Raw genomic sequence first — 25,747 nt, 5'->3', positions numbered from 1 at the left:
AAAACTAGCTCAAATTGAACTAGTTTTGGACGACTTTCACCTTATTATCATCTAGTGACATCCCGAGTCTCTCTGATGCAATATGTAATATCCGATCAGGCGCACTCAGCTCTACCACTTGTAAATTAAGTCCTTCGTTTACTTGGGTTTGCTGCTGCACCACTGCTTCCAATTGACTCACTTCTCGGTTCATACTATAAAGTGTAGCATAATTATTGACCACCAGACATAAAACAGTGAAAGTTACTAAAACAATCATAGCTCCGATAAGCTTTTCGCCTAGAGTAATTGGGTTTCTTACTTGCCTAATCCGTTTCTGTGGTTGTTTGAGAACTTGCCTTTGTTCCTGCTCTTGAATTCTTTGCGCGACCATACTCAAGTTAAATCCCCCTTTAATTTTTCTCTGCTACACGTAGCTTGGCTGATCTTGCTCGATTATTAATATCTAACTCGTTTTCAGAAGGAACAATTGGTTTTCTAGTAATAAGTTTCAAGGTAGGTTCAAACCCCTCTGGAATAACGGGTAAACCTGGTGGTAGATCAGGACCTTTGCTATTTTCCTTAAATATTTCCTTACATAGCCTGTCCTCTAAAGAATGAAAAGTAATTACGGATAACCTTCCACCTTTTTTTAACATCGTAATTGAATCTTCTAACGCTTCTTCAAAAGCACCTAGTTCATCATTCACAGCAATTCTAATTGCTTGAAAAGTTCTTTTTGCCGGGTGACCACCTGTTCTTCTTGCAGGAGCTGGAATCGCTTCTTTTATGACTTCAACAAGCTCTCCAGTCGTTTCTATGCTTTTTTTCTCTCGGTGAGCTTCAATTTTTCTTGCAATCTGTTTAGCAAATTTTTCTTCCCCATATCTTGAAATAATGGAAACCAGTTTAGCAAATGGCCATTCATTTACTACTGTAAACGCTGTAAGTTCTGCAGTTTGATCCATTCTCATATCTAATGCTGCATCTTGATGATAACTAAATCCTCTTTCAGCTTCATCTAGTTGAGGACTAGAGACTCCTAAATCGAACAAAACTCCATCGACTTCATGTATCGCACGATTTTCAAGTTCTTGTTTTAAATATCTGAAATTGCTTCGAATCAAGGTTACTTTATCCGCGAAAGGTTCCAACTGTTGTTTGGCATGGGCAAGAGCTTTATCATCTTGATCAAATGCATAAAGTTGTCCCCCTTCACCTAACATTGAAGCAATTAGGGATGAATGACCTGCGCCACCTAATGTGCAATCAACATAGGTACCATTCGGTTTAATATTTAGTCCGTCTATCGATTCTTGTTTAAGTACTGTCACATGATGAAACATAATTTTACCTCCAACACCCTTTTGCGATTGTGTATTTTCTATAGATGATTTAAACGTGTATTGAGCATATAAAATGTTCGTATTCAATGGCACACTCGCTGTGCGACTGTTTGAGAGACAACTCAGACAGCCTTAAAACCTGCAGCGGTTCCACTCATTGATTCGAGTTATTGAAAAAGGTAAAGGACGACTTTTTTTATAACTCTCTTACAGATCAAAATCAACAATATTTTCTGCAATTTCACTAAATGATTCTTCTGATTCAGCAAAGTAATCTTCCCAATTTGATTTACTCCAAACCTCAACTCGATTAGAAACCCCAATGATGACACATTCTTTGTCTAACTCGGCATATTCCCTAAGGGGTGAGGCTATATTTACTCTCCCCTGTTTATCAAGTTCACATTCAGTCGCGCCAGAAAAGAAAAAACGGGTGAAGGCGCGTGCATCTTTTTTAGTGAAGGGCAGGGTTTTCAGTTGGCTTTCTAGCTTCTTCCATTCTTCCTGTGGATAAACAAATAAACACCGATCCAGGCCTCGGGTCACAACAAAAGACGAGCCTAAATCATCCCGAAACTTAGCCGGAACAATCATACGACCTTTCTCATCTACGTTATGGCGATATTCACCCATAAACATCGCTTACCCAACTCCCCCCACTTGCTACCCTTAAGTTACCACAATCCTCCACTTTACACCACCACAAATTTGCAAATTATCCACAACAAAAAAATCCTGCCCTAAGGCAGGATTTGAATTATCCACATTTCGACGGAAAATCATTACATCAATTTACAAATACACAATTTTATGTGTGTCGTTTAACGACATCTCTTTTGACAATAATCTTTGTAAACCATCCTCACCGATGACATTCATCAACAAAATCGGATGAATTATTCTTTCTTGAGGTCGATTAAACGGGGCTAACCAACGACCTGTTTCATGAAATTTCGAAAGTGTATGTTCGTGACTTTGTCGAACGAAAAAATTCATTTTTCTTTCCATAAAATCAATTTGATTCTTCAAAATAGCTAGGTTCTTTTTACTTAATTCAGCCAAAGTGGGATCCATCTCTTGCGCTAATTGCCTAAGTGGAAGATGATCATCTGTAATTTGAGTTCTAACTCTGTTAATAACTTCTTGGACCGGAAATTGCGTCACGTCCTGTAACCACGATTCTTGAAGTTCAGTCGTTTTACCTTGTATAAACGGCAAAATATCATATTCATTTTCATCCAACCATTTCTTCACAGAAACAGGAACAAACGTAAGCTGAGCTCTTGGGACAACTGGCGGGACCAGAACATTAAAATGCTGAAATACCTTTTTAAGTGTAGCCCAATACAGTAACTCACCAGGACCAGATACGAATGATAATACCGGTAACAACCACTCCTGCATCAATGGTCTAGTTACGACATTATTACTAAATCTATTAGGAAACGCTTTTAGTAGTTCAACCAATTCTTGTTTAGTGAATGTCAAATCCGTTCCTCTAATCATAAAATGGTGATCTTGAAAGTCTAAGCGTCTCCGCTCACCTTCAACCTCTAGAAACAAATGCCCATTTTCTTTGTCAGTCACAATAGGGTCACCATAACCAGCATCTGAAAAAGCTCTTGCTCCTTCTTGTTGGGCAAATTGGACATCTTCTATATTCTCAATTAATAATTGAAAATAGTTTTGTTCTAGTTTTCTAATAGCTGGATCATGAGCGTCTAGCAATAGTAAACCTTCTTTGCCAAAGAACCAATTCATCATTTGTTTGAAAAAGTCTGTTATCGTTTCTGATTTTTGTAATAAATCCGTTGTTTTCGCAATAATTGAATTTGTATGAGCTGTTTCAGGGAATGAAGCAAATACTCCATTAAGCCATTTATCCATTTCCTTCTTATTTATCTGAATACAGGAGGCTGATGCAACTGAAGGTGTATCATTATACATATGTTTCTTCCAACTTGCCTGTTTCTCAATGTATACATATCTTATTTCATCTAAATCATGGTCTTCTCCAGCAATCCAAAATATGGGTACGACAGGGATACCTAATTCTTCTTCTTGTTGCTTAGCTAAACTGATGATAGACATCGCTTTATACACCGTGTAGAGTGGGCCTGTTAACAGTCCTGCTTGCTGCCCTCCAACAACGACAACCGATTCAGGTTGACGCAGCTTTTCAATTTGGACATTCGCTTCCTTTGCATAAGGAAGTGACTCATGCACACTTGAAAAGTAATCTGCTAATGCTATTCGTTGATAGGTACGAGTCAAAATATGGTCTACTCTACTTTTGTATTTCTGGTCGTCCGTATATGTATAATCAAAGAAATGCTCAGATATCTTATGTCCATTGACATAATCATTTAAGAAACCTTTATTTACTTCTAGGTTTATTTCCGTTACTTCCATGTGTCTAGACGTCCCCTTCACATTACTAAATTCTTCTTCATCATAGCAAAGTATATTCATTTGACCAAGCGTTACGAACTGATTATGAACTTAAAATTCTCGATATTAAGCCATATCCACTTAACAATACATAGATACATAAAAATAATAAGAAATTAAAACGCCATATTCCTCTAAATAGTTTCCCTACATGGATATCTCCAGACAGCTTCCAATGTATCCAAGTAAATAAAAGAGCAATGAGAAAGAAAACAGCTAAAATAATCCACAAAAAAGATTTGGCCCATAATTCAGTCATAATAAAATAAACAGCCATCATGAAAAGAATCGTTGTCCAATCAGAGGCAAGACGTATGGATTTGGATTTATTTTTCGATACTTTAACAGTGGTAATGTATATTAGATACCACCCTAATAAAGGAATGGTAACAATCGTTGCAACAAACCAAGCTAATAGATTACTCAATCTACATTCCCCTCCACTTTCGTTTCTTTTGCAAGAATACCTTGGAGTAGAAAAGGTAAAATCGTAACTTCTTGATTCTGCTCCTTAGCTCTCCGAACCAGATAACCAATAATACTATCAATTTCAGTCTTTCGGTTATATTTCAAATCTAACAACATAGAGGAATAATTTTCTGCTGTTTTCAAGCACACGTCTTTTACATGATTCCACATGTCATTTTCTTGCTTAAAGTTGAGTATCATCATTACCTCTTTGAAAATCATTTTCATCATTGAGAGGCAATAGTCATTTTTTACAAGTTCCCCGTTTTTAATATCCAAAAGTCCCGTTAATGGATTCACACATGCATTAACAATCAGCTTCTGTTCAAGCACATTAATCCATTGCATATCATAAGAAATATCAAAATGTAATTGTGTACTTTTCGAGAGTAGATCTTTAATCCTCCCCTGCCCTTCACAGACATAGGACCATTTTAATCGTCCTATTCCCGTGTGCAAAACGGTAAAATCATTTTCCCTTATCGCTCCATGCTCAACAACAGCTACTGCAACTTCTGGAATTTCCAATGTAGAAAGTAACTCTGTATGAGCCATACCATTCTGTAGAAATAATATTGCTCGAATGTTTATATGTAATTGATTTAGCTTTGCCAACACATCTTTTACTTGATGAGATTTTACAGCTAGAATTAAGAGATCAATCGAACCATTTGCCTGTAAATCTTTAAATGTATCCGCTGACACTTTTACACTTTCTCGTTCATTATCATGAATGATCAAATGAATTCCCTTCTCATTTAGAACCCGCGCTTGTTCCTGACGATTTGTGAGCAACGAAATACGATGACCTTTTTTTGTTAAATAGAATGTTACTAACATTCCTATTGAACCTGATCCTATTATCACAATTCTCATAAAGTAACACTCCTTGATTTTTATGAAAATTGTACCACAATCTCCTTCAAAACTAACCGATTATTTAAGAGGATTATGAGCATTCCAAAATTTTTTTAAAATTTTAACCGTTCACAAGAGAAATTGTAGTAAAATAAAAAAGTCTAATGCTCTTTTGAAAGGGGAAGAAAAACATGAACAACTATGAAGTTAAGCGTTTACTTGTTAATTATAAAACGCTAGAAGAGTTTAAGAATTTCCGGGAATTTGGTGCTGCTGAGCTTTCAATGAAAGGTGATTTGGAAGCAAACATTATTGAAAACGATAGTGAATCACCTTTTTACGGTATTTATTACGGAAAAAAACTTGTAGCTAGAATGAGCTTATATCGAATTGAAGGGAAATTTGACCGTTACTTTGATCCACCTCAAGATTACCTTGAACTTTGGAAGCTCGAAGTACTCGAACCATATCGCAAGCAAGGATATGGGAAAGCACTTGTCAACTTCGCTCAATCATTTAACCTTCCTATTAAAACTAATGCTAGACAAGGCTCAAGTGACTTTTGGAGCCATCTAGGATTTGAACCAACCACTTATCTCGCATCTAGAGACCGGGGTGAAAGTCCTTTTGTTTGGTATCCAGCTGGAGTTCAAGAACAAAACAATGAACAAGAGCCTATTAATATAGAAGCCTCAGATGAGACTATTTAAGTAAAGAAACAGATGACATTTTAACAATGTCATCTGTTTTTTTATTGTGGAAATGAAAACCCTAGGCTCGGCCTAGGGTTCTAAAAAGCTTCTAGCGATGTATTAAAAAAACTCCACCGAGGTGCTAAAATATATTTGGTTCGCCAACCAATATATCAAGCAAACGGGAGGAGCTTTATGTCTAAAGACACTAACAGTTTAGCACATACAAAATGGAATTGTAAGTATCACATTGTATTTGCCCCAAAGTACAGAAGGCAAGTGATTTATCGAAAGTTAAAGAAAGATATAGGAGAAATCCTACGCACATTATGTGAAAGGAAAGGAGTTGAGATTATAGAAGCAACTGCATGTAAAGATCATGTACATATGTTAGTGAGTATTCCACCGAAAATAAGTGTGTCATCTTTTGTCGGATACTTAAAAGGGAAAAGTAGTCTCATAACAAAGGCTTCCAGCCGCAGAACAAACCACCCGTTATCACGGGTGGTTTTGATTGGTACTTATATGGACAACTTTCTAGCACGATCCATGATTGATAATAATGCTCGATAATCTTCTGCCATAATTTTCTTCTCTTCTTTTACTTTTTCAAGTTCTTTTCGTAATTGAATATTTTCACTTCTCAGTTGATCTACCTCTTCTTCAGATACTTGCTTTTTTGTATTCTCATGATATTCCTCTAAAAAAGCTAAAACTGTATCCATCGTTAAAGTAGAATTAGGAATAGGAACCGATTCCATTGGGGGTTCCTCAACTTTAGCCAGTTCTGGAACAGATTCAATGACTTCTTCACTGATTTCCTCAGACCACTCCACGGTATCAAGTTGTGCCTTCTTACCTTTTGAACGCTGCTTTTTCGCAAGTGCAATAGCGGATTCATATTTCTTTCGAATAGCCGAATTCCATCTAAATCCACAGGCGGCACTTGTTCTAGACAGCCTCTCTCCAACTTCCTCGAATGCTGATAGTTGCGTACTTCCTTCTCTTATATGTCTGAGGACAACTTCAGCTAGAATTAAATCTTCATCTGTACTCCATGCATCTTGACGAATGGTTGTCATAGAATCCCTCCTCAAAGTTTTATATAGCTAATACATATGCATCTACTAGAGTTAAAAGACTTATTATTTAGCGAAAAAGGATAATATCTTGGAATTATTCAATAGAATCTGTTCAAGAGTTTGTTCAAAAAGGTAGTTTGTTTACCTTTTTGAACAAACCTAAAACAATCAGTACCTATTAGGCAAGCGATTTAGATAGTTCCATTTATTATTAGTCTCGCATCTAGTAATAAATTATTGCCGAATATGGATATATGTATTCAACATTTATTTAGAACGAGTCAAAAAACGGTTAACTGCTTCGTGATGTTCATCAGTTGCCCAAAGTAGGGAACACTCTTCGATTTCTCTTTTTATATTATTTTGGATTGTCAATTGATCAAAACTATCTAATAGTCTCGCTTTATAAGCTTGTAGTACTCCAGCGTTTTGATTTAAGTAAGGTTTAAGCCAGTTTAGTACCCCCTCCTGAAAAGGCCCTGAAATAATTTCTTGAATAATCCCTAAATTAATAAGACTATTAGCAGGATAGATTTTTGCAGATAGCATCATTTCCATCGCATGAGCTTGAGAAATTCTTTGAAGTAGGATTGTGCCCCCTCCCCAACCTGTTGTTATCCCCAGTTTCCCTTGAACAAAACCCATTTTCACATGTGGAGCTGCAACTCTAAAGTCACACGCTACAGACAGTTCACAACCTCCCCCAACGGCTGTACCGTTAAGTGCAGCAACTGTGACCTTGGGGAAAAATAAAATTTTCTCTAAAACCGCTCCCATTTTCATCAACATTTTGTAAGCTTCTTCACTTGTTTTTAGCGATTGAAAAACAGATAAATCCCCACCTGAGCAAAAAGCTTGATCTCCAGCCCCCGTCAAAACAACAATTCGACTCTCATCCTTTTCCGCTATATGCAAAGCATCATTTAATTCATCCATTACATCTAAATTTATAGCATTCCTTATTTTTTCTCGATTAATTCGAATCCACGTTACACCATTCTTCTCTTGTTCAACGACTACAACACCCATGCTAATCACTCCTTCTTTTTTAGTAAGATTCGACAATATCATGCTTACTCCTGTTGTAATAACCTAAAGAATTCTTGCCTGTTGTTTAAACGGCTTATCTCATAAATATTCCAATCAAAAAAAGACGAAGAGTAATCTCTTCGTCTCACTAATCTTATCCAATTACTTGCTAACTACGTCTTGGCCTTTGTAAGAGCCACACTCTTTACAAATACGGTGACTTAGTTTCAATTCTCCACACTCAGGACATTTAACCATACCAGGTACTGCTAATTTGTAGTGAGTACGACGCTTATTTTTGCGAGTTTTAGATGTTCTTCTAAAAGGTACTGCCATCATTCCCACCTCCTTAAAAATCTAATCGTTCCAACCTTTATTTAGTTGGTTATATGAAATGAAGGCCCGAACGTTTTGCCGGTGCTTCGACTTTCCTATTCCTTTTCAAAAAACTTCGCTAAATCGGCTAATCTAGGATCAACCCGTTTTTTGGGCTCATCATGCTTAAAAAGTTCCCAGTCTTTACCGGATTTGGGTGCAGGACCTTCTACATCCTCTTCCGCAAAAACTTGAATTGGAATTTCTAATAAAATCAATTCCGAAATAGCAGGAATTAAATCAATCGTTTCTCCCTCAAAAAAATGAATGTCATCTTGATCAACACTAGCTGTCACATACTCACCCTCTGGATGAAAAAGAACAGTTTCATGAATATCAATAGGAAACTTAACATCTGCAAGTGATCGTGAGCATGGAAGAATTAACTCCCCTGTAACTTCTAGATCAAATGTAAGTAAGGAGCCGCGATAAACGACTTCTCCTTTTATTTTAATTGGAGACACCGATCTAATTTCTGAATTCAACTTTATTAAGCTAGACAAATCAATTGTTTCTTCAAATGTAAATGGTTTACGCTTGGCAATCGATAATTGCTGTAATGACCATTTCATTTTAGATCACCTCTAAGACAACAAAATTAAGTATAGCTCTACAGCTTTTGAATGTCAACCTTTTTTCTTTACACCAGATTGACTATACTTTGTATAGCTAATACTTGTTTAAAGCATGACGTTTATTGTAGCATGACAGAAAAGAAGAGTAAAGCGAACCAACACATTTAGGCTAAATATAAAAAGAAGGTGAATCAATTGAAAGCAGTAGGGATTGTTGTTGAATATAACCCATTTCACAATGGGCATCTTTACCAAATTAATGAAGCAAAAAAAATGACAAATGCAGATGTTGTTATTGCTGTTATGAGTACTTCGTTTTTACAGCGTGGTGAACCAGCCATTGTTTCTAAATGGGTACGAACCCAAATGGCTCTCCTTAACGGTATTGATCTTGTAGTGGAACTCCCATATATATATTCTACCCAAAAAGCCGAAACGTTTGCGCATGGAGCAATTGCTATTTTGGCTGAGCTCGGAGTTGATTTCCTAAACTTCGGCAGTGAATCAGGGAATATCCAAGCTTTTAACCATTTAGTTTCCTTTATGTCTAGTCAAAAAAGTGAGTTTGATCATTTAGTTAAACGTTATATGAAGCTTGGCTACAGTTATCCAAAATCTACATCTGAAGCATTCAATCAACTAAATTTGCAAGAAGAAACACTTCCACTAACTGAACCAAATAATATTCTTGGATTTCATTACGTGAAAGCCATTGACGATCAAAAAGCTCCCATTCAAGCAACAACAACCTTGCGTCGACAAGCTCATTACCATGACCCAACCATAACAACAAATCCGATTGCCAGTGCAACTAGCATTCGTAAAACTTTGAGTGATAACGATTCGATACAAATCAGGCATGTCGTCCCTAAAGAAACATACCAACTCCTCACAACGTATAAAAAAACGTACTCAATTCTACATACTTGGGATGACTATTTCAATTTGTTACAGTATAAAATTCTCTCTACTCCAGTCGAACAATTGAGAGTACTATACGAATGTGAAGAAGGACTTGAATATCGAGTAAAAGAAAAAATACAAACAGCAGCTTCTTTTTCCGAGTGGATGCAACTATTAAAAACCAAACGTTACACTTGGACTCGTCTTCAACGCCTTGCCACTCATCTTTTAACAAACACATCGAAAGTAGAAATGGAAGAAGCTACTGCTACAAAACCTTCTTATATTCGGCTGTTAGGTATGACCAAAAATGGACAAACCTTTATTAATAAAACGAAGCAACACCGACAAATACCTTTAATTACAAAATTAGCAAAGGCGAATGGAATTCAAGCAAAGATTGAGGAACGTATAACAAACGTATATCTCAGTCCACTAAAAAAAGAACAGCAACTAGCTGAGATGAAGCAAGAATATAGCAGGCCCCCCATTATGGTCACATAAAAATTTCTGTTAACGCTTTATTAAAAAGACTGTCACAATCGTATTACGACCTTTGTGACAGCCTTTTTTATCTATCCTTTTTTAGGCAATGATTCTAGGAATGACAATGCTTCATCAAAATAATCAATCGGAATGACCTTCATTGATGTACCAATATCTTCTGCTGCAAGAAGTGCTTCTTGATAATTTGAGTCGCTTGCCCCTTCTTCATTTGGAGCAAAGAAGTAGTCAGCTCCAGCTTTATCTGCTGCCACAATTTTCTGTTTTGCACCGCCGATCCTACCTACTTTCCCTTCTTCATTTATCGTACCTGTACCAGCAATTTGATACCCCTTTGTAATATCTTGTTCTGTGAGCTGATTGTAGATCTCCAAAGAGAACATTAAACCGGCAGAAGGTCCACCAATTTGACTCGTATCAATGGCTACCGCAGGATCAAAGGTAACATCCCTATCCGTCACAGGAGCTGAAATACCAATCCCCACTCTCCCATCTGGTGCATTCATTTCCTCTGGAAAAGCAGAGAAACCAATTTCGACTAATTCGAGATTTCCTTCTCTCATAACGGATAGTTCAACCGTATCCGTTTCTTCCATCCCTTGTAACAAATTAATTAATTGTTCAGCCCTGGTAACCTCCTGCCCATCAACTCCAACAACATGGTCACCTCTTTGTAAAACCGTAGAAGCTGGCATTCCTTCTATAATGGAAGTAACGAGTACACCTTTGTAATCAAAATCAATGAATTTTCCAGCTTTTTCATAAGCCACAATAGAAGCGACTTCTTGTGAACCCGTCATCGCCATTAACTGACGATGCTGATAGTCTTCATCCGTTTCCCCTTCATAACGAATTTGCTCCTCTGGATAAAGCATTCGATATGGACTTAAGTGTGCCCATACATAAAAAAATAAATTGGCCTTTCCCATTTGTACAGTAGTTAGCATAAAGGAACCAGCTTCTTCTTTAAACCCACCCTCTACATCAATGACACTATTTAACACTTTAGCACCACCTGGTTGTGAATAATAAAAGGGTAATTGATAAAAATGTAGAAAAAGAAAGGCAATAATCAGGAAAATCCATCTTTTCTTAATCCTCGATGTCATTTTTGTTCTCCTTCCAATTAGCAATACAGCTTTTTATCTCGTCTAATTTTTCCATAGTCGCTTCTTCGCCACGCCTTATTAGACTATCTACTTCTGTAAAGTCAAGCGAGCTAGAATGTTTTAGAATCGGACGAATCATGACAGAACTATCGAATTCTTGAACTCGAATCATCTCTCTTGCCATAATGTCCATGCTTTGCATGATTACATCATAAATTGTATGTAGTTCAGGTTCTGTCCGAAAATAAGAAACATCTACAGCTATTGTAACATCTGCTCCCATTTCCTTCACTACTGACACTGGAACCCGATCAATAACTCCCCCATCCACTAATAATCGATCCCCTACTTTCTCCGGCACGAATATTCCTGGTATCGCTATACTTGCTCTGACTGCAGTAGCCACGTCACCTTCTGTTAGAACCACTCGTTCGCCATTCTTAATATCAGTGGCAACAATCGCTACCGGAGGATTCAGCTCTTCTAGCTTTTTCCCTTTAGCTAGTAGTCTTATGACTTCCTTCGCTTTTTGACCAGCAATGAAACCTAGCTTAGGTACAATAAAATCAATAAAATATTTTCTTCGAAATAACGTAGCGAATCTTTCCAGATTAGCTGGGCTCTGCCCAACCCCATATAAACTTCCAACAAGAGCACCCATACTACTACCTGCAATATAGTCAATAGGGATGGCCTCTTTTTCTAATGCCTTAAGAACCCCAATATGGGCAAAACCACGAGCCCCTCCTGATCCAAGTGCTAACCCAATTTTCGGACGAGTACTCCCCATATTACCCTCTCCTCACATTTTTTCCTTCCCACTTTAAAGATATGGTCTATTACGAGCTTGTATACGTATAGTTATATTATGGACAGGTTCCATGATGTTTACATAAAAGGAGGCCGCTTTACCATGTCATTATCTATAACTAAAACTCTCATGCTGGCTCTCATGAGTATATTATTAGCTGCCTCGCTAATGGCTTTTCCTCAAGAAGCTCTAGAAGGCTCTATCCGAGGGTTACAAATTTGGTGGGATGTTGTCTTCCCTTCGTTGCTTCCCTTTTTCATTGTGTCAGAGTTATTAATAGGTTTTGGAGTAGTTACCTTTATTGGTGCACTTCTTGAACCACTCATGCGTCCTTTATTTAGAGTGCCAGGAGTGGGAGGGTTCGTTTGGGCAATGGGGCTTGCTTCGGGCAATCCCGCTGGTGCTAAAATTACCGCTCGGTTACGTCAAGAAAATAAAGTAAGTCGAATAGAAGCAGAGAGACTCGTCTCTTTCACCAGTTCTTCCAATCCGCTCTTTATTTTTGGGGCTATTGCAGTTGGTTTCTTTCACAACGCCTCCCTAGGGATTGTCCTAGCACTAGCCCATTACTTAGGAAATATATTCGTTGGGTTAATTATGAGATTTCATGGTAGAGAAGAAGAAGCATCTAGTCCACCTGAAAAAGCAAAAATAACTGGTATTGTTGCGGCCTTTAAACTACTTCATAAAGAACGGATCAAGGATGGACGGCCCATTGGGCAATTATTAGGTGATGCTGTCCAATCATCCGTTCGCACTTTATTAATGATTGGTGGATTTATTATTTTATTTTCCGTTTTAAATAAAATATTAAGCCTAGTTGGCATTGTTGCTGTCTTATCGACTGTCTTCTCTGTAGTTCTAACCTTCTTCCACTTACCAAGTGAGCTAAACGCTTCTCTCATCTCAGGTTTGTTCGAAATGACTCTTGGCGCTCAAATGGCTAGCGAAACAAGTACGGTCGATTTATTCGAACAAGTAGTTGTAGCAAGCTTTATTCTCGCATTTAGTGGTTTCTCTATTCAAGGGCAAGTTGCCAGTTTGTTAGCTGAAACGGATATTCGTTTTAAGCCATTTTTCATTGCTCGCTTAATACATGGTTGCATTTCTGCTTTACTTGTTTATCTATTTTGGCAACCGTTTTATCTTAACCAACAATCAGTAGATAATGAAGGGGCTACAGTTCCCGTCTTTTTAAGAAATACATCAGATACTTGGTTTAATTCAACATGGAATGCAGTCGTTGAATATGGATCCTTGTTTACCTTGCTTATGCTAATGATATTCATAGGTATTTCTACACGAAGAGCCTTAGCAAGAAGTCTTTAAAGTTAAAGAGCTGACGCAAGATCATGTTGACCTATGTGTCAGCCCTTTTGGACGGAAGAATAAACCTTTCACATTCTTCGTTTCAAACCAAATTGGAATGTTTATTCTTTCATCTTACGCATGATTAAATTTCTGCTTCAATGCTTTTGCAACAACATCTGGAACGATATCTGAAACATCGGCATCATATTTAGCCACTTCTTTAACGATACTTGAGCTTAAATACGAGTAATGATTGTTTGTCATCATAAAAAACGTCTCAATCTCTGGTCCTAGCTTCTTGTTAATAGATGCCGCCTGCATCTCATATTCAAAATCTGAAACGGCTCTAAGTCCTCTAATAATGGTGTTCGCTTTCTTTTCCTTCATGTAGTCAATTAGTAGCCCGTTAAAGGAATCAATTTCTACATTCGGAAGATCCTTTGTAGCTTCTTGAAGTAGTGAAACTCGTTCTTCTATCGAAAACATAGGTTGCTTATTACGATTATGTAAAACGGCCACTATGACCTTATCAAACACAGAAGCTCCCCTTGTGATTATATCTAGATGTCCTAAAGTTACCGGATCAAAACTACCTGGGCAAACAGCTATACTTGCCATCATGCCACCCCTTTCATTTTATTTATATGTATAGATTGAAATCGTTGTATCACCATAGGTTTCAGAACGTTGTTTCTTTCCTAAACCAATCTCTTCTGGCAAAACGACAGATGATGCATGTTCACAAATAATCTTACCTTTTTCATCGAGCAAATGATAGTCAAGGATGATACTGATCTCATTGCTGATATTTTGCTCAGCATATGGAGGATCAAGAAATACATACGAAAACGAAATTTCCCGCTTGATTAAAGCTTTCAAGGCTCTAGTTGCATCATTTCGATATACTTCAGCCTTCTCTTCGAAACTGCAGTGACTTAAATTTTGTTTAATTGTTTCAATCGCCTTCCGATTTTGATCAACAAATATTGCTTTCTGTACTCCACGACTAATTGCTTCTATTCCCAAACCCCCACTACCAGCATATAGATCTAAAGCGATTCCTCCATCGAAATACGGACCTATCATATTAAAGATTGATTCCTTTACTTTATCAGTTGTCGGTCTAGTTGAAGACCCTGGAACAGCTTTTAAGGGTAATCCTCTTTTATCACCTGATATGACTCTCATTCATCCACCCATCCTCTTCTGTCTAGTACCTCTATATCCTACCAAAAATCAAAAAAAAAAGCATTTTATCAAAATCATTCATCATTCATAGGTTTCCACCTTTATGTTGATCAAGTAAAAAGTTTTCTAATTTACGTATGGAATAAATTTAAAAAGGTCATACTTCAATTAGTAGCACTCTTAAGGTGTTGCTACAACCGCGGAGAAGGCTTACGTTTCCCCATAAGTTCTTCCTCCGGTTTCTCCTCTCCCATAGCCTCATTACATACAAAGTATGTGTATGGGCACCTCGCAAGGGATTCCTTGCGAGGATTTTTTTTGCTCGACAATTAAAAGTTTTCATGCTACATTTCAATCGAATGCGATATGAAAGTAGGTTATTATATGATTCAACGATTTGTATTACTAGGCGAAGGCTACAACGACTTATATGAGTTACTCGAGATTGCAAGATCCAATCAAACGCGTATTCACATGCTTTTAAGGCTAGATACAAAAATAGATAATGCGGAAAAAACATCTCTTGCTGTTATTTTGCGTCCTGCTGAACCAGGAAAGATGATGCCTCTATATCTGTGCTTAGAAGGAATCCATCTTCCAACTAATAAACCATCTGAACGCTATCGTTTGTTCGAGCAGTTATCTGAAGAACTTGCCAAACCCATTCACAGACTAGAAGTAAAATCATCCACTGCATTTGAAGAAAAAGAACTTTACTACCAATATCTCATTGGTGTTCTAAGAATGAACCGCTATCTCCCCCCCCTACAATAGAGAGGAAATACAAAAAGGCCGCTTTTTACCTTTTTGTATTTCCTCTCAGTAATGAGCGCAGCGCGCGAAGCCATTGCACATCCCTGAGTTAACTAACAAATTCTTTAATAATACAAAAAGGTCACTCCCCTTATTGAGGAACGACCTTTTCGTTTTTTCGCCTCACCTTTTCGGCTTTAAAAACCAAATTAGCAGCAGGTAAAACTTTAACTTTTACAAGAACCACATTTAAGAATAATACGAGAGCACATACAAAAAACAGACCTCTTACACCTACGCTTGAAACAACCAATCCACCTAGTATCGGTCCGATCATAGTTCCTAAATACATGGCACTATTTGAAAATCCATATGTACGACTTTCCATTCCTGACGGAGCGTGCATTCGAATAAGAGTATTAACTGCTGGTAGCAGTCCACCTAAGCATAAACCTATTAAGAAACGCAATATGATTAACTGCCATATGTCAGTTACAAAAGCCTGCGGAATAGAGAATATGGCTACTCCGATCATAGAGTAGGTCAACACATGTTGAGCTCCTTTTTTGTCACTTAATTTTCCAAGTAATGGTGACGTAAGCATATTGGCAAAGCCCATCACAGATAAAGCCACACCAGCGTAAAAAGCAACAGTAGCAGGTGACGTTAATTCTTCTACAAATAATGATAATAGAGGGTTGACTCCCATAACAGCAAATTGAATGAGAAAAATAACTACAAACAAAGACATAACTGGCTTTTTTGCGGTTACAGTTTTAAAATCATCCAGTGTACTCGTTTTCTCTTTTTCTTTAACCTGAGTGAATTGTTCTTTTACAAAGAACAATACAACGAACGTAGCAATAAAAATACACATACCTGTTATAATAAAGACCATACTGTAACCATAGTTTTGTGCTAATACTCCCCCGATTAAAGGGCCACAAATAGCACCTGAAACAGAACCAGACTGCAACAATCCTAACGCATAACCCACTCTATCTTTTGGTGTATTCGTCGAGACAAGTCCTATGGAGGCCGGAATAAAACCAGATACCATTCCATTTAATAACCTCAGAAGCAAAAGGGAGATCGGACCTATTGCAAAAGCAGTTAAGCTAATAACTAAAGCCATCCCAAAGCCTGAACGTAAAATCATCATCTTTCGTCCATATTTATCCCCCATTCGCCCCCAAAATGGCGAAAATAGGAAGGCTGTTAAAAAGTTAGCTCCAAATATAACTCCAGCCCAAATGCTTAATGTTTCTGGATTTTTAACACCTAATTCTTGTAGATATAATGGCAAAAATGGAATAATCATTGTCATTGCACTTATAACAAGAAATTGACTTACAACTAAAATCCATAAATTACGCTTCCAGCCAATCATCCTACCACTTCCTTTAGTCCTCCTATTATATATTTCGCCTGACGAAATAATCAACGTTGATTATCATCTCTTTACACACATTAAAAGCCTATTTTCTACCAAATCATACGTTTTTCTCCTATTTATAAAAAAAACCGAATAAGGGACGTCTACTTGTCCTTTATTCGGGTTTATATTCCCATTTTATAATCATATTCTTTAGCTTTGTCCGGCTTCGCATTTTGAAACTCTGTTGCAATAAAAGGACGCATCGAAGGCTTTACATCACGAACAAAAGAGAATGCTTTTAATTTTTCAATCGTCTCATCTACTTTATCTTGGTCGCAGTAAAAAACAACATATTTCATTTTTTTTGAAACATAATGTACATTACCAAACCTGCGTAATTGCCTAGCAAATTTTAAAGACGTGAGCCAAACAGCGATACCTTGACGCTTTGCACCTAACATATTTTGTCTCCTTTAACGTTAATCTTATTTCAGTCTAGCATGTTCTGACTTTTCCATCAATAGAACGTTCGCTTTCCACCTTCTATCCTTTATAATAAAAGAAGCAATACCTGAGGATGGTGTTTATGGATCTTGAATTGATCTGGGAAAAATTTATTACATTACTCAAAGTAGAACATCAAGTTAACACGATTTCTAAAAAGACATTTACTGGTATTCCCTTTTTATACATTACAGCGCTAAATTTACAGCAGCAACAACTTAATGACCTTCTCATTCAAGCTGCCTCACAAGCGATGAAAGGGAAACAACTCACATGTGATATTACGTTTGTCCGTATGAAATCTCAGACATTTGTTTACCGCATTCGTTTTAAAGTACCACAAGAAAAGTTATTTTGTTGTGGAAATGGCTGTTCGAACTGTATTCGATTAAAAAACTAAATCATGACGCTTTCTGTTGAAAAAAGGTGGCTCAAAAGGGATAATAAATCCTTTTGAACCACCTCTTGTCTAACTGCAACCGCAGCCGCCACCTGAACTACATCCACCACTACATGACATATTATCAAAGAACGGATTACCTGTTGGCACTTTAATCGCGTCAGAAACAGACCTTGCAATCACTTCACAAATTTCAATTAAAAGTGATTCTAGCTCTCTTTCTGCCTTTTTAAAGGTGGCTACAGTAACCGTTAAGTCAACCTCACGTTTTATTTTTCGAATGTCAGAGGAGACTCTATCGTAGTCTGGATGATATTTTCCAAACCTTTGTACTTCTTCATATTGGTCTTTCATTTGGTTGAATTTTCGAATCCGCCCTTGAGCAACTGTATCTGCTTGTAGTTCCTTCTTTGCCTCTAAATAGGCAAGATAAGTCTCAGATTGAATAACTGCTTGACCTAGGTCACTTGCATGATCGATTAACTCAAAAGTTGATATGGTTGCGAGCATCACTCTCACCTCCTAAAAAACAGTATAACACGTCTCCTTCAATTAAGGTAATACTCAACTGCTTAACTTTATGGAAGTTGGTGACTTCACTTCTATTCCTTTCACCTTTTGCAAATCTTCCATTAGTTTTAATAGTGCTGCATCCTTTTGTTTCGCTTCAATCATCACATCCAATTCTTCTACTGAACCCAATATGAACGTTAAAAATTCACGAAATCGCTCTGCATCAATATAATCATGATGCCTACGATCTTCTTTTCCCTCTTTCGGACTTGAAATATGAATTTTCACAGGCAAAGGACTATCCTTCCATGTATTCACCACTCTTTTCCATAACGATTCAAGGTCTGTTGATTCGTGATGAACATCATAGTGATGTAGGTCAAATACCACAGGAATATTTAGCTTTTCTCCCAAATATAGAACATCTTCAATAGGGTAATTAACGTCATCGTTTTCTAGCATAATCATTTTCTGTATTGAGACTGGTATCATTGAGAAATTGGCAACGAATTGTTCTAATCCTTCTTCTCTACCTTGCTTCTTCCCTCCTACATGCAGGACACAGCGATGCACAGGATGAATACCCATTTCTTTCAATAATTTATAGTGCAAAACCAATGTTCTTAAAGATTGCTGGAGGATGTCTTTTGATTTACTATTTAACACAACAAAATGATCTGGGTGAAAGTCCACTCTCATCTGTTCGTTACGCACAAAGTCACCTATCTCCTTTAACAAGGGAGATAGAATCCGTTCAAACTTCCACCCTTCAGTTAAAGGATGATTAGCGAGTGGAATAAGTCTAGATGAAAACCGAAAAAAACGAATATCGTGCGCTTTATTGTGTTTTAATAATCTTAGACAGTTTTGTAAATTTGATGTTGATATGCGTTCTAACCGTCTAAGACCTGCTTCCTTATCGTGATTTGTTCATACTGTTTCACCGTCATCGTTTGTGATGGAGATGCATTTGAGAGGATGACACTCATCGCTACATAACCTAATCGAATTGATAACGTTTTATCCATATTGACTTCCCCCTAAACATTGACTATAATTCACACGACTCTATTTTGGTTACGGAGAGTTGTTAATCGAAGCTACGAGTATCGTTTTATACCGGCTACAAACTATTAAAACGTAAAATGTATCGAAAGAAGAAGGTGTAAAATATAAATGAACATTGTTACCTTTAACCCATTCCGCACAATCGGAATGCCTGGAATTAAGTATGTAAAACCAGAACGCATGTTTGAAGATGAAGAAAAAAGAAAGATTGAAGAAGCTGATGTTTGTCTATTTCCTGAGAACTGGCAAGTGAATGCTCTAGTTTATGGAATGAAAAAGAAGATTTTCCCTAGCATTCAATCAATTCAAATGGGATTTAATAAAATTGAGGTTACTCGTGGTCTCTGGAGTGTTTGTCCTGAGCATGTCCCAAAAACGGTAATATTAGGACGCAATCACGACAATATTAATCGAATCTTTGCTGACTTTCCTTTTCCTTTTGTTGCAAAGGAAATCCGGAATTCAATGGGCAAAGGTGTATTTCTCATTGAGGACCATAAACAGTTCAATGAGTACGCTGAGAATAATCCTTACTTCTACGTACAAGAATACTTACCTATTGATCGTGATTTACGTGTTTGCTTTGTTGGTGACGAGGTCATTGCGGCCTATTGGCGGATAAATGAACGCAATACCTTTAGAAATAATGTCGCACAAGGGGCCCGTATTTCTTTTGACGACATCCCAGAAGATGCGATTGAACTTGTTAGAACGACAGCAAGAAACCTCGGAATTGATCATGCCGGTTTCGATGTTATCTCTGCTGGTGGTAAATTTTACTTTCTTGAATTTAATACACTATTTGGCAATCAAGGTTTCCAACAACTCGGAATCTCTGTTGAACAAAAAATATATGACTATTTAAAAATGTCTATTCACTTATCATGACCGTAAAGGTTTCCTCCATCTCATATGGTGACCTATCATTTTTTACGATCATTACTTTTATTTCATAGTTTCCTTTTGGAAGGTCTTGAACGATAAAAGCAGGTTGATACAAAGTTTCTATATGCTCATCATTAATATAAAGTCGGATATGTCCTTCGTTCTCTTGATGAAGCGACCCGACTTTATTTTCATTAAAATGAAAATCATTGACGAAACACTCCACATACACATTACCACCACTAACTTTGTGATCTACTACTAATTCATTTGTTTTTTGTGATGTATTTACTTGAACCACACCTGTGCTTTGTAAAGGAATAATCGTGAGATCTTGTAACAGCGGCGGTTCTGAAGCTTGTACATATATAGTTGATCCCAGTAGAATAAGAAAACTACCTAATGTGATTAAAAATTTCATCGTTTACCTCCTTTATTTTCCTTATCTATGTCTATCATCCCTCAATCCAATCTGTTTATTCGACCAAAAACAACTAACAAAGACCACCATTACCTAAGGTCACTGAAAAAGGTGAAATGACCTTTCTCAGTACCTCGATTTAGTAACAGTAGCTGTGTACATTGCGCATTTGATACGCTCATGGTTCAAACTACTAAAAAGGTAATGTTTCAATTGCCTAATTAACTTGGCCCTTGGGCTCCTGTGACAGACGCCTGCCCCATTTTTAACATTTCCATCATCATCATGACTAAACCAAGAGAATTCTGTACTTTCTCTACTCTCTGAGGGAGCGTTCTTCCATAAAATTGATTCGCCTCTTTTTCTAATAATGGGACTTGACTAGGATCTCTACTTAATTTACGATACCAATTCGGATGTTGACGAATGTATTGGCGCAACTCTGGTCGTTCAAACAATAATTGTTGTATATCGGCTCTCATTACTTCTCACTCCAATCCTTAATCACGTCTAAATGAAAACGGGTGATCTTGTGGACTCTGATTAGGTGGATTATTGGGTTTTTGAAAGGATTGAATCACATTTTGCACATTGGCTAAAACCGAACTAAATTGTGCTACATGATTTTGTAAGTCTTGAACATTCATCCGTTTAACTAGACCCATTATTTGACTAAGTGTGTCTGATGTATTTTGTGTCGTTTCCTCATTAGCCCTTTCTTCACTTGAATGGTTTTGTGTTGCTTCATCATCGGTAGCTCCGTTAGTCTGAACCCTTTTATATGGAAGCCATTGCTCATTATCACCACCTAAGACAGACCATTCTTCATAGAGTCCTTGTAAGGTCTTTCTTTCTTCCTTTACTTCTTTTAAAAGCAATGGGTGCTCCTTCATAAAATGTTTGAATTGCTGAACCGAAGGATGCAATTCATGCCGTCCGCTCATTTTACTTCATCCTCCTTTTATCTTCTTTCTTTATACTACACAGATGCCCAGTCCAACGTTCTCTATTTTTATTAGCTTAACTAGTTATTTAACTGCTACAATATGTAAGAAGCTAATCAAATGAAGAAAGGAATTTATGAAAACAAATGGAGGAAAAGCAATTACTACATAAGCTTAATACATTTCTAGAGGAGTCAAGTGAAGAAGAACGAACACTACTTGACATAATTGTTGATGGATTTACAAAGAAAAGAAGAGGAGATTACAAAACATATCTTGATGCTATGACCCATATCGAAACAAGAATGCTCGATAGTGGAGAATATGAAATTGTCCTTCCCGTCCAACCACTCATTGAGAATCCGCTCAAAATGGTACACGGAGGGATGACCGCTACACTACTAGATACAACCATGGGTTCCTTAGTAAATCAATCCCTTCCCGCGGATTCAACCGCTTTAACAGCAGAGATGAATGTCCATTACTTAAAACCAGGTCTAGGAAAGCACTTACGCTGTGTTGCTTCTCTTACACATAAAGGAAAACAACTTTGTGTGACTGAGGGAAAAGTCTATGACCAAAACGGAAAATTAGTCGCAATAGCAACGGCTACATTCTTTATCATCACGAAACCAAAAAAATAAAAAAAGACTCAATCTCATCATCTGATTGAAGTCTTTTTTTTATTTATAGTTGCCATGGGGTCATGAAGTTTTGTGTGTAATGCTCTTGAAAAACCCCTACTCCTAAATGGGTAAACTCTTCATGCAATAAATTCACTCTATGCCCCTCACTGTTAAGCCACCCCTCAACTGAAGCGATACCATCTATATATTTTGCCGCAATATTCTCACCAGCTAATCTAAATGGGACATCTCCTTTTTTAAAGCGATCCAACACTTCACCGTATGTTGGTGACGTATGTGAGAAGTAATTATTTTCGCTCATATCCTTACTATGTTGATAAGCAATTTCTGCAACCTCTCCCTCCCATATAAAGGCCTCTAAATTATGACGCGACCGAATCACATTGGTATAATCAAAAATTTGTCTTGCATTACCAGCTTCTATTTTGGCCCATTCTTCTGCTGAAAAACTGGGGCGTTCGGGAGCCGCTCCAATATAAGAAACTGAATACGGTCTTTGCCTTACCAATACATCATCTTTGGTCATTCTAATGCTAGATAATTCGTTCGTATACGTATCAAAATAAAATTGAATCCAATTGCCATCAACCTTTGCTAATGGTCTCATTTTCACATCATCACTAGTTAATTCGAATTGATAAACCCCTCCATCACTTGTACGCACATCGACATAATTTTGAAAGTCTAATTCTTCGTTAATTTCTTCATAAGATTGTCCTAATGAAAAGGTACCTTCTCGAATAACACCAGTCAGAAAGACAGTGACTACTTCTTCATCTTCCATGCCAATTTGCATATATGAATCTTTTGATAGAGAGTAAATCCACCAGTCATAACCATAAGCTGATAAATCGATACGTGTTGGTTCACCAAATTCGTTTTTTATTTCGTTAGCAGATAAACCAAGAAACTGCTCATGCTTCGCTAAAATAGGCGACTGCTGCTCCTTTATTTCATTTACAATTACGGCAACCTCCTCAACTGATTCAATTTCATCCTCCGATTGTTCGGTTTCAATCGGTTGTTGAAACCAATGGTGAATTTGTTGTTCATACAATTTCTCAAAAGTTACGAAAGCTAACATAATAATCAAACTTCCTAAGAACAAATGACTTTTTTTCATACATACCCCTCTCTCTTGTCCCTATTAAAAAGGTTCGTACTGCACCATATAAAATCCTTTCACTAACTATGTAAGGTTCTGTCGCTGAAACAACAAAGCTGTCGAACATCGATATTATATGATCCGTAGTTGAAGATGAACCGTATTCCGTTTTCTTTAGATATGGAGAGATAGTTAACTCTCTTTCCTGTATTACCCCTAAATGGGTACGTCCATTCATCCAGGTGATTGCAAAGTGAAAAGGCTTCATTTCTGAGCCCACCTAACAGGAAATCCATAAAACATTCACGATTATAGATTGCAACTGTAAGCTTTTCATACTATCATAAGTAGAGTACATATTTATGAATTGGAGGCAGATTCAAAGTGAAATTTGAACATATTGAACTTGCGGATAAAGAAATTAAATTTGAAACACTTCGTTACGCAGCAGAATCGATTGGTTTTATTCATGCTGGTCAATGGGACTACTCGCGTGTAACGTTTGACTACAAAATTGTAAACCAAGGTGATATTTATTACCTTCGTTTACCAGCATATGCGATTAAAGGTGATATTCCTAAGGACGATACGATCGTTAAGTTAATGACTCCTATGCTTGGGAAACACTACTATCCTCATGGTGTTGAATATGAAGGAGAAACATTCCCTGAATCTATCGTTAACAAATGTAATAAAAAACTTGAACTTCTTAAAACAACACTAGAATCAAAATAAAACAAAAAATAAGACAACAAGGACTTAATCCTCGTTGTCTTATTTTCTATCTCTTATGGTGACAACTCTTAATGAATCGTCACCACCTCGTACAACTTCAAATCGTACTGATCTTTCAATTTTCTTTTTTTGACCAAACTCAAACATTGTAACGTTCTCATTTACGTCTGCATGGTATTCACCTAGTTCATCTACAAAGACCTTCTCTACAATAAAAGCATCTAGTTCTTTCGTTGTATGATCACTATGCATATCATTAACATAGCGCCTTAATGAATGATAAAAACTATTATTTGTAATCAGATACGTTTCCAATTCATTAAAGTCACCGGAATTGACAGCATCGATCATTGTTTCTTTATAGGAATGTAAAAAAGACTCTATTTCTTTTGCTTCTTGTCCTTCTATTAAGACGAATTGATCAGTATCAGCACCACAAGCCGAAAGCAACAGTATGAAAAAGATAAGGCTTAAACGTTTCATAAAAAAGCTCCTTGTATTTAGTAATTAAATCAAACTAAAAATGATTATACCATAGTGAAGCATATTATGTGTGAACGTCTAATGGAGTTTAAGTTCTTTGCCTGTTAATCTTGCCAGGTTCGTACTATAATAGATAGTAGCATTTCTTTTTATGAGAGAGGAGTCTCAAATTGGCAGCATTTATGAAGAAAAAGACATTTATTATTTTGCTTACCTTAATTGCGATTATTATTGTAGGTTATTTTATCTTACCAATTTCCATCCCACTTATTGCCGCATTCGTAACAGCACTTATTTTGACACCCGCTGTCAATGCTTTACATAAACGCGCGAAAATAAAAAGAAACATAGCCGTTATGATTGTCTTTACATTGTTTATTTTTTTCATCGGTTTAACAGGCTATTTCATTACAACACAGGTCATTACTCAAGGGACACAAATCGTCGAGAACTTTCCACAATATATAAACGATATTAATCGTGCTTGGTGGAATTTTCAACGTAACTGGGAAGAAGAATATGAAACCCTACCTCCAGAACTTGTCCAAGAAATTAATATCCATGTTTCACAAACTCTCTCGACTATTAGAACAACGATAGCCGAACGAAATTTAATAAATGATGTTGCTTCAATTATTACGAGTATACCAGGATATTTGGTTACTTTTATCGTGTATCTTATTGCTCTATTTTTATTTTTACTTGAGCTACCATCTTTAAAACGTAAAACTTTTTCCTATTTTTCTGATCGAACAAAAGAGAAAGTAAACTTTATGACTTCGAGATTGAGTTTTGTCATTTGGGGTTTTTTTAAAGCCCAATTTTTAGTGAGTATAATCATATTCATTGTTTCTTTAATTGGTTTACTCCTAATTGTCCCCGAGGTTGCTTTATTAATGGCGTTTATTATTTGGGTCATTGATTTTATTCCATTAATCGGTTCAATAGCGATATTAGCACCATGGGCTATTTTTCAATTAATAGCCGGTAACGTAAATACAGGCACTCAACTCCTTATACTAGCAGCTGTGCTCTTAATTATTCGCCGAACTGTAGAACCAAAGGTGATGGGGCAACAAATTGGTTTATCACCATTAGCCACTTTAATTGCTATGTATCTAGGGTTAATGTTATTTGGCGTTATGGGCTTTATCATTGGACCTCTAATTGTTATAGCATTCACTTCTGCGAAAGAAGCCGGTATTATTAAATTAAACTTTAAAATTTAAA

The 25,747-nt window shown here is 36.9% G+C and carries 31 protein-coding genes and 2 pseudogenes; 10 read left to right on the top strand and 23 right to left on the bottom strand.

Annotated features, from left to right (window positions below; genetic code table 11):
* Positions 1–19: 19 nt before the first annotated feature.
* From ftsL to PQ474_RS01085, 6 genes are all read right to left on the bottom strand, one after another.
* Positions 20–373 (bottom strand): cell division protein FtsL, encoded by a 354-nt coding sequence (gene ftsL, locus PQ474_RS01110; protein ID WP_273840275.1) that lies wholly within the window; start codon positions 371–373, stop codon positions 20–22.
* 19 nt (positions 374–392) lie between these two features.
* Positions 393–1,325, bottom strand: coding sequence for a 16S rRNA (cytosine(1402)-N(4))-methyltransferase RsmH (gene rsmH, locus PQ474_RS01105; RefSeq protein WP_273839763.1), 933 nt, complete (start codon positions 1,323–1,325; stop codon positions 393–395).
* A gap of 207 nt (positions 1,326–1,532) precedes the next feature.
* Positions 1,533–1,964: a division/cell wall cluster transcriptional repressor MraZ gene (mraZ, locus tag PQ474_RS01100; protein ID WP_273839760.1), complete on the bottom strand. Its 432-nt coding sequence runs from the start codon at positions 1,962–1,964 to the stop codon at positions 1,533–1,535.
* Positions 1,965–2,117: 153 nt separating this feature from the next.
* Positions 2,118–3,737, bottom strand: coding sequence for a bacillithiol biosynthesis cysteine-adding enzyme BshC (gene bshC / locus PQ474_RS01095; protein ID WP_273839757.1), 1,620 nt, complete (start codon positions 3,735–3,737; stop codon positions 2,118–2,120).
* Positions 3,738–3,819: 82 nt separating this feature from the next.
* Positions 3,820–4,203 carry a DUF3397 domain-containing protein gene (locus PQ474_RS01090; protein ID WP_273839756.1) on the bottom strand — a complete coding sequence of 128 codons (384 nt, stop codon included), beginning with the start codon at positions 4,201–4,203 and terminating at the stop codon, positions 3,820–3,822.
* Positions 4,200–5,120: a 2-dehydropantoate 2-reductase gene (locus PQ474_RS01085; RefSeq protein WP_273839754.1), complete on the bottom strand. Its 921-nt coding sequence runs from the start codon at positions 5,118–5,120 to the stop codon at positions 4,200–4,202. The genes PQ474_RS01090 and PQ474_RS01085 overlap by 4 nt, the downstream gene beginning before the upstream one ends.
* A 173-nt stretch (positions 5,121–5,293) precedes the next feature.
* Between PQ474_RS01085 and PQ474_RS01080 the strand changes: the two genes are divergently transcribed.
* Positions 5,294–5,812, top strand: a complete 519-nt coding sequence (locus PQ474_RS01080) for an N-acetyltransferase (protein ID WP_273839752.1) — start codon at positions 5,294–5,296, stop codon at positions 5,810–5,812.
* Positions 5,813–5,989: 177 nt separating this feature from the next.
* Positions 5,990–6,256: pseudogene (gene tnpA, locus PQ474_RS01075) on the top strand (IS200/IS605 family transposase); the annotation flags it as partial.
* Positions 6,257–6,315: 59 nt separating this feature from the next.
* Here tnpA and PQ474_RS01070 read toward each other — a convergent pair.
* The 4 genes from PQ474_RS01070 to PQ474_RS01055 all read right to left on the bottom strand — a co-directional run bounded on the left by PQ474_RS01070 (position 6,316) and on the right by PQ474_RS01055 (position 8,852).
* Positions 6,316–6,876 carry an RsfA family transcriptional regulator gene (locus PQ474_RS01070; protein WP_273839750.1) on the bottom strand — a complete coding sequence of 187 codons (561 nt, stop codon included), beginning with the start codon at positions 6,874–6,876 and terminating at the stop codon, positions 6,316–6,318.
* Between the two features lie 267 nt (positions 6,877–7,143).
* Entirely contained in the window at positions 7,144–7,941 is a 798-nt protein-coding gene (locus PQ474_RS01065; RefSeq protein ID WP_273839748.1) for an enoyl-CoA hydratase/isomerase family protein, read from the bottom strand.
* 126 nt (positions 7,942–8,067) lie between these two features.
* The gene (rpmF, locus tag PQ474_RS01060) at positions 8,068–8,241 is read right to left on the bottom strand and encodes a 50S ribosomal protein L32 (RefSeq protein WP_227935712.1); all 174 of its coding nucleotides are present in this window, start codon (positions 8,239–8,241) and stop codon (positions 8,068–8,070) included.
* A 95-nt stretch (positions 8,242–8,336) separates the two neighbouring features.
* Complete coding sequence (locus tag PQ474_RS01055) at positions 8,337–8,852, bottom strand: YceD family protein (RefSeq protein ID WP_273839741.1); 516 nt, start codon at positions 8,850–8,852, stop codon at positions 8,337–8,339.
* A gap of 198 nt (positions 8,853–9,050) precedes the next feature.
* Here PQ474_RS01055 and PQ474_RS01050 point away from each other — a divergent pair, with 198 nt between their 5' ends.
* Positions 9,051–10,262 (top strand): nucleotidyltransferase, encoded by a 1,212-nt coding sequence (locus PQ474_RS01050; protein WP_273839738.1) that lies wholly within the window; start codon positions 9,051–9,053, stop codon positions 10,260–10,262.
* A gap of 71 nt (positions 10,263–10,333) precedes the next feature.
* Here the strand turns inward: PQ474_RS01050 and PQ474_RS01045 are convergent, their stop codons facing one another.
* Both PQ474_RS01045 and PQ474_RS01040 read right to left on the bottom strand, forming a co-directional pair.
* Positions 10,334–11,371, bottom strand: a complete 1,038-nt coding sequence (locus tag PQ474_RS01045; protein WP_273839736.1) for a SepM family pheromone-processing serine protease — start codon at positions 11,369–11,371, stop codon at positions 10,334–10,336.
* Positions 11,355–12,161 (bottom strand): patatin-like phospholipase family protein, encoded by an 807-nt coding sequence (locus PQ474_RS01040; RefSeq protein ID WP_273839734.1) that lies wholly within the window; start codon positions 12,159–12,161, stop codon positions 11,355–11,357. Before PQ474_RS01040 ends, PQ474_RS01045 begins: the two co-directional genes overlap by 17 nt.
* 123 nt (positions 12,162–12,284) lie before the next feature.
* On the opposite strand from PQ474_RS01040, the gene ylbJ reads away from it, so the two are divergent.
* Positions 12,285–13,511, top strand: a complete 1,227-nt coding sequence (ylbJ, locus tag PQ474_RS01035; protein WP_273839733.1) for a sporulation integral membrane protein YlbJ — start codon at positions 12,285–12,287, stop codon at positions 13,509–13,511.
* Between the two features lie 114 nt (positions 13,512–13,625).
* Here ylbJ and coaD read toward each other — a convergent pair whose 3' ends face one another.
* Both coaD and rsmD read right to left on the bottom strand, forming a co-directional pair.
* Positions 13,626–14,111: a pantetheine-phosphate adenylyltransferase gene (gene coaD / locus PQ474_RS01030; protein WP_273839730.1), complete on the bottom strand. Its 486-nt coding sequence runs from the start codon at positions 14,109–14,111 to the stop codon at positions 13,626–13,628.
* An 18-nt stretch (positions 14,112–14,129) separates the two neighbouring features.
* Complete coding sequence (gene rsmD / locus PQ474_RS01025) at positions 14,130–14,681, bottom strand: 16S rRNA (guanine(966)-N(2))-methyltransferase RsmD (protein WP_273839728.1); 552 nt, start codon at positions 14,679–14,681, stop codon at positions 14,130–14,132.
* A 384-nt stretch (positions 14,682–15,065) separates the two neighbouring features.
* Here rsmD and PQ474_RS01020 point away from each other — a divergent pair, with 384 nt between their 5' ends.
* On the top strand, positions 15,066–15,455 hold the full coding sequence (locus PQ474_RS01020; protein ID WP_273839726.1) for a DUF7147 family protein: 390 nt from the start codon (positions 15,066–15,068) through the stop codon (positions 15,453–15,455).
* A 130-nt stretch (positions 15,456–15,585) separates the two neighbouring features.
* On the opposite strand, the gene PQ474_RS01015 is transcribed toward PQ474_RS01020, so the two are convergent.
* Positions 15,586–16,824 carry an MFS transporter gene (locus PQ474_RS01015; RefSeq protein WP_273839724.1) on the bottom strand — a complete coding sequence of 413 codons (1,239 nt, stop codon included), beginning with the start codon at positions 16,822–16,824 and terminating at the stop codon, positions 15,586–15,588.
* A 170-nt stretch (positions 16,825–16,994) separates the two neighbouring features.
* The gene (locus PQ474_RS01010; RefSeq protein WP_273839722.1) at positions 16,995–17,273 is read right to left on the bottom strand and encodes a YlbG family protein; all 279 of its coding nucleotides are present in this window, start codon (positions 17,271–17,273) and stop codon (positions 16,995–16,997) included.
* 125 nt (positions 17,274–17,398) lie between these two features.
* Here PQ474_RS01010 and PQ474_RS01005 point away from each other — a divergent pair, with 125 nt between their 5' ends.
* On the top strand, positions 17,399–17,716 hold the full coding sequence (locus PQ474_RS01005) for a hypothetical protein (RefSeq protein ID WP_273839720.1): 318 nt from the start codon (positions 17,399–17,401) through the stop codon (positions 17,714–17,716).
* Positions 17,717–17,785: 69 nt separating this feature from the next.
* Here the strand turns inward: PQ474_RS01005 and PQ474_RS01000 are convergent, their stop codons facing one another.
* Both PQ474_RS01000 and uvsE read right to left on the bottom strand, forming a co-directional pair.
* The gene (locus PQ474_RS01000; RefSeq protein ID WP_273839719.1) at positions 17,786–18,226 is read right to left on the bottom strand and encodes a YlbF/YmcA family competence regulator; all 441 of its coding nucleotides are present in this window, start codon (positions 18,224–18,226) and stop codon (positions 17,786–17,788) included.
* Between the two features lie 54 nt (positions 18,227–18,280).
* Positions 18,281–19,257 (bottom strand): annotated as a pseudogene (gene uvsE / locus PQ474_RS00995) (UV DNA damage repair endonuclease UvsE).
* Between the two features lie 148 nt (positions 19,258–19,405).
* On the opposite strand from uvsE, the gene PQ474_RS00990 reads away from it, so the two are divergent.
* Positions 19,406–20,185, top strand: a complete 780-nt coding sequence (locus PQ474_RS00990; protein ID WP_273839718.1) for an ATP-grasp domain-containing protein — start codon at positions 19,406–19,408, stop codon at positions 20,183–20,185.
* On the opposite strand, the gene PQ474_RS00985 is transcribed toward PQ474_RS00990, so the two are convergent.
* The 3 genes from PQ474_RS00985 to PQ474_RS00975 all read right to left on the bottom strand — a co-directional run bounded on the left by PQ474_RS00985 (position 20,169) and on the right by PQ474_RS00975 (position 21,547).
* Complete coding sequence (locus PQ474_RS00985; RefSeq protein WP_273839716.1) at positions 20,169–20,603, bottom strand: hypothetical protein; 435 nt, start codon at positions 20,601–20,603, stop codon at positions 20,169–20,171. The two genes, PQ474_RS00990 and PQ474_RS00985, sit on opposite strands and share 17 nt — an antisense overlap.
* A gap of 221 nt (positions 20,604–20,824) precedes the next feature.
* A complete protein-coding gene (locus tag PQ474_RS00980) occupies positions 20,825–21,085 on the bottom strand; it encodes a YlbE-like family protein (protein WP_273839715.1) in 261 nt (86 codons plus the stop codon).
* 18 nt (positions 21,086–21,103) lie between these two features.
* Positions 21,104–21,547 carry a YlbD family protein gene (locus tag PQ474_RS00975; RefSeq protein WP_273839713.1) on the bottom strand — a complete coding sequence of 148 codons (444 nt, stop codon included), beginning with the start codon at positions 21,545–21,547 and terminating at the stop codon, positions 21,104–21,106.
* A gap of 146 nt (positions 21,548–21,693) precedes the next feature.
* Between PQ474_RS00975 and PQ474_RS00970 the strand changes: the two genes are divergently transcribed.
* The gene (locus PQ474_RS00970; RefSeq protein WP_273839711.1) at positions 21,694–22,191 is read left to right on the top strand and encodes a PaaI family thioesterase; all 498 of its coding nucleotides are present in this window, start codon (positions 21,694–21,696) and stop codon (positions 22,189–22,191) included.
* Positions 22,192–22,234: 43 nt separating this feature from the next.
* Here PQ474_RS00970 and PQ474_RS00965 read toward each other — a convergent pair whose 3' ends face one another.
* Complete coding sequence (locus PQ474_RS00965) at positions 22,235–23,317, bottom strand: CAP domain-containing protein (RefSeq protein WP_273839709.1); 1,083 nt, start codon at positions 23,315–23,317, stop codon at positions 22,235–22,237.
* A gap of 366 nt (positions 23,318–23,683) precedes the next feature.
* On the opposite strand from PQ474_RS00965, the gene PQ474_RS00960 reads away from it, so the two are divergent.
* A complete protein-coding gene (locus PQ474_RS00960; RefSeq protein WP_273839707.1) occupies positions 23,684–24,034 on the top strand; it encodes a YugN family protein in 351 nt (116 codons plus the stop codon).
* A gap of 39 nt (positions 24,035–24,073) precedes the next feature.
* Here the strand turns inward: PQ474_RS00960 and PQ474_RS00955 are convergent, their stop codons facing one another.
* The gene (locus PQ474_RS00955; RefSeq protein WP_273839705.1) at positions 24,074–24,517 is read right to left on the bottom strand and encodes a TcaA NTF2-like domain-containing protein; all 444 of its coding nucleotides are present in this window, start codon (positions 24,515–24,517) and stop codon (positions 24,074–24,076) included.
* Between the two features lie 170 nt (positions 24,518–24,687).
* Between PQ474_RS00955 and ytvI the strand changes: the two genes are divergently transcribed.
* The gene (gene ytvI / locus PQ474_RS00950; protein ID WP_273839703.1) at positions 24,688–25,746 is read left to right on the top strand and encodes a sporulation integral membrane protein YtvI; all 1,059 of its coding nucleotides are present in this window, start codon (positions 24,688–24,690) and stop codon (positions 25,744–25,746) included.
* Position 25,747: the final 1 nt, after the last annotated feature.

It is taken from the genome of Halalkalibacter alkalisediminis, from assembly GCF_028610705.1.
Lineage (GTDB): Bacteria > Bacillota > Bacilli > Bacillales > Bacillaceae_D > Halalkalibacter > Halalkalibacter alkalisediminis.
This window is presented reverse-complemented; position numbering and strand designations above follow the sequence as displayed.

Coding starts and splice junctions, on each gene's coding strand:
- PQ474_RS00985 (WP_273839716.1), bottom strand. CDS start 20,603: ATGAAATTTTTAATCACATTAGGTAGTTTTCTTATTCTACTGGGATCA.
- mraZ (WP_273839760.1), bottom strand. CDS start 1,964: ATGTTTATGGGTGAATATCGCCATAACGTAGATGAGAAAGGTCGTATG.
- coaD (WP_273839730.1), bottom strand. CDS start 14,111: ATGGCAAGTATAGCTGTTTGCCCAGGTAGTTTTGATCCGGTAACTTTA.
- bshC (WP_273839757.1), bottom strand. CDS start 3,737: ATGGAAGTAACGGAAATAAACCTAGAAGTAAATAAAGGTTTCTTAAAT.
- PQ474_RS01085 (WP_273839754.1), bottom strand. CDS start 5,120: ATGAGAATTGTGATAATAGGATCAGGTTCAATAGGAATGTTAGTAACA.
- PQ474_RS01070 (WP_273839750.1), bottom strand. CDS start 6,876: ATGACAACCATTCGTCAAGATGCATGGAGTACAGATGAAGATTTAATT.
- PQ474_RS01055 (WP_273839741.1), bottom strand. CDS start 8,852: ATGAAATGGTCATTACAGCAATTATCGATTGCCAAGCGTAAACCATTT.
- PQ474_RS01040 (WP_273839734.1), bottom strand. CDS start 12,161: ATGGGGAGTACTCGTCCGAAAATTGGGTTAGCACTTGGATCAGGAGGG.
- PQ474_RS00980 (WP_273839715.1), bottom strand. CDS start 21,085: ATGAGAGCCGATATACAACAATTATTGTTTGAACGACCAGAGTTGCGC.
- PQ474_RS01020 (WP_273839726.1), top strand. CDS start 15,066: ATGATTCAACGATTTGTATTACTAGGCGAAGGCTACAACGACTTATAT.
- PQ474_RS01000 (WP_273839719.1), bottom strand. CDS start 18,226: ATGCTCGCAACCATATCAACTTTTGAGTTAATCGATCATGCAAGTGAC.
- PQ474_RS01005 (WP_273839720.1), top strand. CDS start 17,399: ATGGATCTTGAATTGATCTGGGAAAAATTTATTACATTACTCAAAGTA.
- PQ474_RS00970 (WP_273839711.1), top strand. CDS start 21,694: ATGGAGGAAAAGCAATTACTACATAAGCTTAATACATTTCTAGAGGAG.
- rsmH (WP_273839763.1), bottom strand. CDS start 1,325: ATGTTTCATCATGTGACAGTACTTAAACAAGAATCGATAGACGGACTA.
- PQ474_RS01045 (WP_273839736.1), bottom strand. CDS start 11,371: ATGACATCGAGGATTAAGAAAAGATGGATTTTCCTGATTATTGCCTTT.
- PQ474_RS00955 (WP_273839705.1), bottom strand. CDS start 24,517: ATGAAACGTTTAAGCCTTATCTTTTTCATACTGTTGCTTTCGGCTTGT.
- ylbJ (WP_273839733.1), top strand. CDS start 12,285: ATGTCATTATCTATAACTAAAACTCTCATGCTGGCTCTCATGAGTATA.
- PQ474_RS00965 (WP_273839709.1), bottom strand. CDS start 23,317: ATGAAAAAAAGTCATTTGTTCTTAGGAAGTTTGATTATTATGTTAGCT.
- PQ474_RS01015 (WP_273839724.1), bottom strand. CDS start 16,824: ATGATTGGCTGGAAGCGTAATTTATGGATTTTAGTTGTAAGTCAATTT.
- PQ474_RS01010 (WP_273839722.1), bottom strand. CDS start 17,273: ATGTTAGGTGCAAAGCGTCAAGGTATCGCTGTTTGGCTCACGTCTTTA.
- PQ474_RS00975 (WP_273839713.1), bottom strand. CDS start 21,547: ATGAGCGGACGGCATGAATTGCATCCTTCGGTTCAGCAATTCAAACAT.
- rpmF (WP_227935712.1), bottom strand. CDS start 8,241: ATGGCAGTACCTTTTAGAAGAACATCTAAAACTCGCAAAAATAAGCGT.
- ftsL (WP_273840275.1), bottom strand. CDS start 373: ATGGTCGCGCAAAGAATTCAAGAGCAGGAACAAAGGCAAGTTCTCAAA.
- PQ474_RS01080 (WP_273839752.1), top strand. CDS start 5,294: ATGAACAACTATGAAGTTAAGCGTTTACTTGTTAATTATAAAACGCTA.
- PQ474_RS00990 (WP_273839718.1), top strand. CDS start 19,406: ATGAACATTGTTACCTTTAACCCATTCCGCACAATCGGAATGCCTGGA.
- rsmD (WP_273839728.1), bottom strand. CDS start 14,681: ATGAGAGTCATATCAGGTGATAAAAGAGGATTACCCTTAAAAGCTGTT.